The 7,724-nt window shown below is 69.7% G+C and carries 8 protein-coding genes; 3 read left to right on the top strand and 5 right to left on the bottom strand.

The window, feature by feature from the left end:
- Positions 1 to 21: 21 nt before the first annotated feature.
- Positions 22 to 267 carry a hypothetical protein gene (locus JGS39_RS33215; RefSeq protein WP_219573468.1) on the bottom strand — a complete coding sequence of 82 codons (246 nt, stop codon included), beginning with the start codon at positions 265 to 267 and terminating at the stop codon, positions 22 to 24.
- A 327-nt stretch (positions 268 to 594) separates the two neighbouring features.
- On the opposite strand from JGS39_RS33215, the gene JGS39_RS33210 reads away from it, so the two are divergent.
- Positions 595 to 951 carry a hypothetical protein gene (locus tag JGS39_RS33210; RefSeq protein ID WP_219573467.1) on the top strand — a complete coding sequence of 119 codons (357 nt, stop codon included), beginning with the start codon at positions 595 to 597 and terminating at the stop codon, positions 949 to 951.
- Between the two features lie 150 nt (positions 952 to 1,101).
- Here the strand turns inward: JGS39_RS33210 and JGS39_RS33205 are convergent, their stop codons facing one another.
- The 3 genes from JGS39_RS33205 to JGS39_RS33195 all read right to left on the bottom strand — a co-directional run bounded on the left by JGS39_RS33205 (position 1,102) and on the right by JGS39_RS33195 (position 4,437).
- Positions 1,102 to 3,495 (bottom strand): ATP-binding cassette domain-containing protein, encoded by a 2,394-nt coding sequence (locus JGS39_RS33205; protein WP_219573466.1) that lies wholly within the window; start codon positions 3,493 to 3,495, stop codon positions 1,102 to 1,104.
- 77 nt (positions 3,496 to 3,572) lie between these two features.
- Positions 3,573 to 3,983: a VOC family protein gene (locus tag JGS39_RS33200; RefSeq protein ID WP_219573465.1), complete on the bottom strand. Its 411-nt coding sequence runs from the start codon at positions 3,981 to 3,983 to the stop codon at positions 3,573 to 3,575.
- Positions 3,984 to 3,993: 10 nt separating this feature from the next.
- Positions 3,994 to 4,437: a helix-turn-helix transcriptional regulator gene (locus JGS39_RS33195; protein ID WP_219573464.1), complete on the bottom strand. Its 444-nt coding sequence runs from the start codon at positions 4,435 to 4,437 to the stop codon at positions 3,994 to 3,996.
- A 188-nt stretch (positions 4,438 to 4,625) separates the two neighbouring features.
- Here JGS39_RS33195 and JGS39_RS33190 point away from each other — a divergent pair, with 188 nt between their 5' ends.
- Positions 4,626 to 4,868, top strand: coding sequence for a type II toxin-antitoxin system VapB family antitoxin (locus tag JGS39_RS33190; RefSeq protein WP_219573463.1), 243 nt, complete (start codon positions 4,626 to 4,628; stop codon positions 4,866 to 4,868).
- Positions 4,868 to 5,287, top strand: a complete 420-nt coding sequence (locus JGS39_RS33185) for a PIN domain nuclease (RefSeq protein WP_219573462.1) — start codon at positions 4,868 to 4,870, stop codon at positions 5,285 to 5,287. The genes JGS39_RS33190 and JGS39_RS33185 overlap by 1 nt, the downstream gene beginning before the upstream one ends.
- 65 nt (positions 5,288 to 5,352) lie before the next feature.
- Here the strand turns inward: JGS39_RS33185 and JGS39_RS33180 are convergent, their stop codons facing one another.
- On the bottom strand, positions 5,353 to 7,410 hold the full coding sequence (locus tag JGS39_RS33180; RefSeq protein WP_219573461.1) for a glycosyl hydrolase family 28-related protein: 2,058 nt from the start codon (positions 7,408 to 7,410) through the stop codon (positions 5,353 to 5,355).
- Positions 7,411 to 7,724: the final 314 nt, after the last annotated feature.

The raw sequence follows: 7,724 nt of genomic DNA, 5'->3' as shown, positions 1-7,724 counted from the left end.
GCCCCGGGCCGCCCCGCCACCTCATCGCGGCAGCTGCCCCTCACGGTTGATCTCGGTGACCCGCGCGCGCAGCGCGAGCCCCGGCGGGGCCGGACGGACGACGTCGGGCGGACAGTCCCACTCCGCACCGCCTCCGGGCGGGCGCAGTTGCACATAGGGCCCGACCCACCCCATCACCCGGCCCACCCGGCCGTCCCGCTCGTCGACGGCGAACGACCCCCGCTCCGGCACGGAGACATCCGGGCCCCTGCCACCGTCACCCGCCATGACCGGCCGTCTTCCCGCACAGCGGCCAGTGCCGCTCCTTCATCTCCATGATCCATTCATTCCACGCTGAGTAACCGAAATGCGTACTCAGCGTGCCTATTCTTCGGCGGACCCCAAATCGACACAGGTCGCGCACTCCGCATACCGAACCGGAGTTCGCCGCGCAGGACCGGCCCCGCCGGGACGCATCGGGCGCACAAGCGCCGCACATCGGCCCCCAGCTCCCTCCCGTATCAACAGTCGAGACGAAACATCCCACGCCTCAAGACGGTTGATACGTTCGGTCTCCGCCTGCCCAGCCAGGTCACCGAGCAAAGGTTGCGACAGATGCCGAAGACGGTCATTCACGTGTTCCACGACGACGACGCCTCGATCACGACAGGGACCCGCGTCGCGCAGCGGATCCAGGAGATCGCGGCCGACAACGACACCACCGTCGAGGTGCTGTGCTTCGGACCGGCCCAGCGCCGCCTCGGCGACCCGGATCCCTCCGGGGCGAGCGCGGTCTTCAACCGCCAGGTCGACGAACTGATAGCCGGGGGCGTGACCGTGGGCGCCTGCGTCAACGCGGCCCGCGCCGACGGGACCGAGGCCGGACTCGCCGGGCGGGGACTGAACCTGCGGGTGGCCCGGGACGAGTTCCTGCGCTTCACCCTGGAAGGCGCCACGGTCATCACCTTCTGACCCCGCGCACCGGACGATCTGGTCCGCGCCCCGCCTCCGGGTCACCTCCGTACCGAACGGGCGAACGGGCGAAGGGACCAAGGGGCGAAGGGGCCACGGGGCCCGGGGCTTGAGCCCCGGGCCCCCTCCACCCGTCACTACGGCGCGGCGTCAGCCGCCGACGTACGCCGCCAGGTGCTCACCCGTGAGGGTGGAGCGGGCGGCGACGAGGTCCGCGGGCGCGCCCTCGAAGACGACCTTGCCGCCGTCGTGACCGGCCCCGGGGCCGAGGTCGATGATCCAGTCGGCGTGCGCCATCACGGCCTGGTGGTGCTCGACGACGATGACGGACTTGCCGGAGTCGACGAGCCGGTCCAACAGGCCGAGCAGCTGCTCCACATCGGCGAGGTGGAGTCCGGTGGTCGGCTCGTCGAGGACGTAGATCCCGCCCTTGTCGCCCATGTGGGTCGCCAGCTTCAGGCGTTGCCGCTCGCCGCCGGACAGCGTGGTGAGCGGCTGGCCGAGGCTGAGGTAGCCGAGGCCGACGTCGGCGAGCCGGTCGAGGATGCGGTGCGCGGCCGGCAGGTGCGTCTCGCCCGCGCCGAAGAACTCCTCGGCCTCGGCGACCGACATCGCGAGGACCTCGCTGATGTCACGGCCGCCGAGCTTGTACTCCAGGACCGCCGCCTGGAACCGCTTGCCCTCGCAGTCCTCGCACGGGGTGGCGACCCCGGCCATCATCGCCAGGTCCATGTAGATGACACCGGCGCCGTTGCAGGTGGGGCAGGCGCCCTCTGAGTTGGCGCTGAACAGCGCCGGCTTCACACCGTTCTCCTTGGCGAACGCCTTGCGGATCGGCTCCAGCAGTCCGGTGTACGTCGCCGGGTTGCTGCGCCGCGAACCGCGGATCGGGCTCTGGTCGATCGAGACCACGCCCTCCCCCGCCGGAATCGAGCCGTGGACGAGCGAGCTCTTGCCGGAACCGGCCACACCCGTGACGACGACCAGCACCCCGAGCGGCACGTCGACATCGACCTTGCGCAGGTTGTTCGCCGTCGCCCCGCGGATCTCCAGCGCACCCGTGGCCTCGCGCACCGTCTCCTTGACGGCCGCCCGGTCGTCGAAGTGCCGGCCGGTGATCGTGTCGCTGGCCCGCAGCCCCTCGACCGTGCCCTCGAAGCAGATGGTGCCGCCGCCCGAACCGGCGCCCGGCCCGAGGTCGACGACATGGTCGGCGATCACGATCGTCTCCGGCTTGTGCTCGACGACGAGCACCGTGTTGCCCTTGTCGCGCAGCCGCAGCAGCAGGTTGTTCATGCGCTCGATGTCGTGCGGGTGCAGACCGATCGTGGGCTCGTCGAAGACGTACGTGACATCGGTGAGCGAAGACCCGAGATGGCGGATCATCTTGACGCGCTGCGCCTCGCCGCCCGACAGCGTGCCCGCGGGCCGATCAAGCGACAGATACCCGAGGCCGATCTCCACGAACGAGTCGAGCGTCTGCTGCAGCGCGTCGAGCAGCGGCGCCACCGACGGATCCTTGACGCCGCGCACCCATTCGGCGAGGTCCCTGATCTCCATCGCGCACGCGTCGGCGATGCTGATCCGCTTGATCTTCGAGGAACGGGCACCCTCGTTCAGCCGCGTACCGTCGCACTCCGGGCAGGTGGTGAACGTGACCGCGCGCTCCACGAACGCCCGGATGTGAGGCTGCATCGCCTCCTTGTCCTTGGACAGGAACGACTTCTGGATCTTGGGGATCAGCCCCTCGTACGTGAGGTTGACGCCGTTGACCTTGACCTTGACCGCTTCCCCGTAGAGGAAGTCCCGCAGCTCCTTCTTGGTGTACTTGCGGATCGGCTTGTCCGGGTCGACGAATCCGGACTGGGCGTAGACCTGCACGGTCCACTGGCTGTCCGACTTCCATCCGGGAATGGTGAACGCGCCCTCGGAGAGCGACTTGGTGTCGTCGTAGAGCTGGGTGAGGTCGATGTCGGAGACCGAGCCCCGGCCCTCGCACCGCACACACATCCCGCCGGTGCGCTGGAAGGTCGCCTTCTCCGCCTTCGTCCTGTCGCCGCGCTCGACGGTGATCGCTCCGGTCGCCCGGACCGACGCGGTGTTGAAGGAGTACGCGCTGGGCGGCCCGATGTGGGGCTTGCCGAGCCGGCTGAACAGGATGCGCAGCATCGCGTTGGCGTCGGTGGCGGTGCCGACCGTGGAGCGGGGGTCGGAGCCCATCCGCTGCTGGTCGACGCTGATCGCGGTGGTCAGCCCTTCGAGTACGTCGACCTCGGGCCGCGCCAGCGTGGGCATGAAGCCCTGCACGAAGGCGCTGTACGTCTCGTTGATCAGCCGCTGCGACTCGGCGGCGATGGTCCCGAACACCAGGGAGCTCTTGCCGGAGCCGGAGACACCGGTGAACACCGTCAGCCGGCGCTTCGGCAGCTCGACGCTGACGTCCTTGAGGTTGTTCACGCGCGCGCCGTGCACACGGATCAGATCGTGGCTGTCGCCGACGTGCGGTTCGGACGACTGGCTGTCCGCCCTCTTGGCCCTGGTCATCGTCTCTCCATCTGTTGGCGGGACCGCCCCCGCGGTCCCGTCGGCATGGTGTGGATCTGGTGGGGTCGAGGGACGGCTCAGCGCCGTTCCTGGACGCGGATCAGGTTGCCGGCGGGGTCACGGACGGCGAAGTCGCGCACGCCGTAGGGCTGCTCGGTCGGCTCCTGGACGATCTCGGCCGTGCCGGACTGCACCTTCTCGAACGTACCGTCGAGGTCGTCCGTGGCGAGCAGGACGCGGGCGAAGGTGCCCTTGCCCATCATCTGGACGACGGTGGCGCGCTCCTCATCGGTGACGGAGGGATCGGCGTACGGCGGCTCCAGAACGATGGACGTCTCGGGCCGCCCGGGGGGGCCGACCGTGATCCAGCGCATCGCGCCCTGGCCGACGTCGCCCCGTACCTCGAAGCCGAGAACGTCGCGGTAGAAGGCCACCGAGGCGTCCGGGTCGTCGTGCGGAAGGAAGGTGGAGTGAATGTTGATGTCCATGTCCGTCACGCTAATCCGGCTTGCGGGTGGGCGCTTCTCGATTCCTGACCGGTCGCGTGACCTGCTTCTCCAGGCAGGAGGGGATACCGGCCCGGCTGTCGTCGGCCTCCCGCTTGTAGACGCTGGGCGGCACCCCCACCAGCTCGGTGAACTTGCTGCTGAAGGTGCCCAGCGACGAGCAGCCGACCTCGAAGCAGGCCTCGGTGACGCTGAGGTCGCCCCGGCGCAGCAGGGCCATCGCCCGTTCGATGCGCCGGGTCATGAGATAGCCGTACGGGGGTTCCCCATACGCCCTCCGGAACTCCCGGCTGAGGTGCCCGGCCGACATGTGCACCCCCCGGGCGAGCGCCTCCACGTCCAGCGGCTGCGCGTGCTCCCTGTCTATGCGGTCCTTGACCCGGCGCAGCCGCGCGAGATCGCTCAGATGCTCTGCAGGATCGGTTCGGCTGGTCACCTGTGAAAGCGTGCCACGCCCGGCGGCCGGATGTCCGGTGTACGCGTCACCTCATCCGGGTCGCCCCCGCGTACCGGGCGCCCGGCAGGGAGGCAGCCAGGACAGCGAAAAGATATCGCTTCACCCGCGTACGCGATATCGTTTTCGGAAGCGCGGACAACAGTGCAGGCAAGAGGAAGGTGGCGGACATGGCCAGGACAGTGATCGATCTCGACGAGGCCATGGTGGCCGAGGCCATGCGCATATTCGGCACCAAGACAAAGGCCCAGGCGGTGCGCCTCGCCATGGCGGACGCGGTCAAGCGTCATCTGCGACAGGAGGGCTTCGACGCCATGGATGCCGGCGAGCTCGACTTCAGCGAGATCGTCGAGAACACCGGCCCCCGCAACGCCGACGGAAGCCTCAAGCGCGACGGGGGCCGGGCCGCCTGATGCAGGACCGTTTCCTGATCGACAAGTCCGCGCTCGCGCGCTGGACGAAACCTGCCGTCAAGCAGGTACTCAAGCCGCTGCACGAGCGTTACCTGCTCGCCGTCTGCCCGCCCACCGAGTACGAGATGATCCACTCCGCCCGGGACGGCTCCGAAGCGACCCGGATCAGCACCTGGCTCCACGCATTCGACTATCTGCACGTGACGGACGACATCTTCACCCGCGCGCTGGAGGTCCAGCGCCACGCCCTCAACGCGGGCTTCCACCGCGCGCTGTCACTCCCGGACCTGCTGATCGCCGCGACGGCGGAGCTGAACCGGCTGACGGTCCTTCACTACGACGGCGACTTCGACATGATCGCCTCCGTCACCGGCCAGCCCTCGCAGTGGGTTGTTGCCCCGGGCAGCGCCGACCGGTGAGTGTCGACTGCCCCGTCCCCTGCCGCGCCCTTCCGCGACCGGGGACGGGGACCGTCAGGGCGTGATCACCACGCCCCCGGCGCCGGCGGCGGGACGACCGCCGGCCGGTCGTCGCAGGTGATCGTGTTGGGCAGCAGCCAGGGAGCGAGCCAGCCGCCGTCGTTGCCACCCACGTTCGTGAGGGAGAACTCCGATCCGGTCGCGGGGAAGTTGAACGAGCCGCAGTTGTTGACGCCGACCGCGCCCACGTTGCGCGCGTCCACGTTCTCGAAGCTCGCGCCACCCGCCGCGCGGGCACTCAGCACCGAGGTGCCCGTGCCGTCGACCCGGATGTCCTTGAAGCGGACGCCCTCGATGTCGTACTGATCCTTCACGGCCCAGTCGGAGACGAGCATGATCGCGTTGTACGTGCTGTCGAGGTAGTGGTCCCCGGTGACCCGGATGTCGGCGGCGTCGATGCTCTTGTCGAGGGCGAAGATCCAGAGCGCGCCGAGCCCGATGTTCCAGTTCAGCTCGTACGTACCGGCCCGGACCGTCGTGTTGTCGTCCAGGTTCAGCCTCCCGGAGAAGGGCTCGGCGCCGAAGCGGGAGCCGATGTGCAGGGCGCTGCCCTCGCGGACCGGGTCGGCGACCAGGTTGTCCGAGACGGTGGTGTCGGTGCCGCCGTAGATCGCGATGCCGTTGGCCAGGACCGGGCTCTGGACGGTGTTGTGGTCGAAGGTGTTGCGGGCGTTGGCGATCTTCTCGCTCCACATCGCCAGGCCGTCGTCGCCGGAGTTGCGTACGAAGGTCTGCGTGACCCGTGAATCGGTCACGCCGGTGTGGAAGTTGATGGCATCGGCGATCTGGTCGACGATGATGTTGCCGCCGATCCGCAGGTTCCTCATCGGCCCGTCGAACCACATGCCGACCTTGGTGTGACTGATGTGCAGGCCCTCGATGGTCGAGTCGCTCAACGCGCCGCCGATGCCGTTGACCTGGTCGGTGTCGATGCGGCTCCGTACGTCGCCCTCGATGGCGAAGCCGGACAGATGGACGTTGCGGCTGCCGCCGTCGGCCGCGTCCTTGCCGTAGAACCCGACGCCGGTGTGGGTCGAGCCGTCGGCGGCGGGCTCGTCGAGTGCGACCTCGCGCCCCTTGATCTTCGTGTACCAGTTGCCGGCGCCGGTGATCGTGACGTCGTCGACGACGATGTGGCGGTCGACGCGGTACGTGCCCGGCGGAATGTACACCTTGAGGTGGGTGCGCCGGGCGAAGGCGATGGCCTTCTCGATGGCACCCGCCGCGTCGCGCCGGCCGGTCGGATCGGCCCCGAAGGCAAGGACGTTGGCGGCCAGGAGTTCGATGTGCGGCCGGCCGACGAGCTCCGAGTCCAGCAGGTCGACGACCGTCCACGCTGCCCGGCTCCCGGCCGGCACGGTGAGCCGCACGGTGTCGCCCGCGCGGTACGTGCGGCCGAGCAGGAGGCGCTGCTCGTCGTAGAAGTGACTCGGCCGGAACGGCTTCTCGATGACCGGGGCCGGGGTCGTGGCGGCGGGCACGCAGGAACACTCGGTGATCCACCAGTCGGGGTGGAGCAGCCCGGCGCCGGGGTCGTTGGAGAACGGGTACTGGTTGTACAGCCAGGAGTACTGCGAGGTCAGCGTCATGCCGGCGCGCTTCTTGCCGTTCACCGCGACGTCCAGCGGCGCCGTGATCCCGCCGCCGCCCGGTGCGTCCGGGATGCTGTAGCGCACGGTGACCGCGTTGGCCGCGGCCGGGAGCGTGAACTCGACGTGCTCGCCGGGCGTGAGCCTGACCGCCTTACGGCCGGACGCCTCGGCCGGGAGCGTGTACGCGGTGCGGTCCGGGCCGATGACCGTGCCGTCGGTGACCGCGTTCTCCGCCTCCTGCTCGGCGAACGCCACCTTCGCGCCCCGCCCCGCGACGAGCGCGGGGTCGAGGGCGGCCCGGGTGACGACGGGGGCCGGGTCGGTGGCGGGGCGCGCGCCCGCGGGCGTACCGGCCAGCACGCCGAGGCCGAGGGCGGCCGCGGTCAACGAGGCAACGGTTGCCGCGTACAGGCCTGTTGGGCGTTGCGGTCTTCGCGCCCGCGCTCCGAAACCGGTGAACTTCCGTGACATCGCAGGCCCGTTTCTCTTGGGAGGGGTGCGTCCGGGGGGTGGGGCGACAGTAGGACCCGCACACCCCGCCCCACAAGACTCCTGCGAGGAGATTTCTACACCCTGACGTTCAACTGCGCTGACTCGTCGCCTTTTTGCGTAGCCGAGCCGCAACATTGCGGGCACCCCAAGCCCTCTCCCTCACCGAGGCAGCTGCCCCTCCCGGTTGACCTCCGTCACCCGCGCCCGCAGCACGAGCCCCGGCGGCGCCGGCCGGACACAGCCGGGCGGGCAGTCCCACTCCGCCCCGCCGCCGGGAGGCCGCAGCTGCACAT

It is taken from the genome of Streptomyces poriferorum, assembly GCF_019399235.1.
Taxonomy (GTDB): Bacteria; Actinomycetota; Actinomycetes; order Streptomycetales; family Streptomycetaceae; genus Streptomyces; species Streptomyces poriferorum.
The sequence above is the reverse complement of the archived record's forward strand: the minus strand, read 5'-3'. Positions and strand labels throughout refer to the sequence as shown.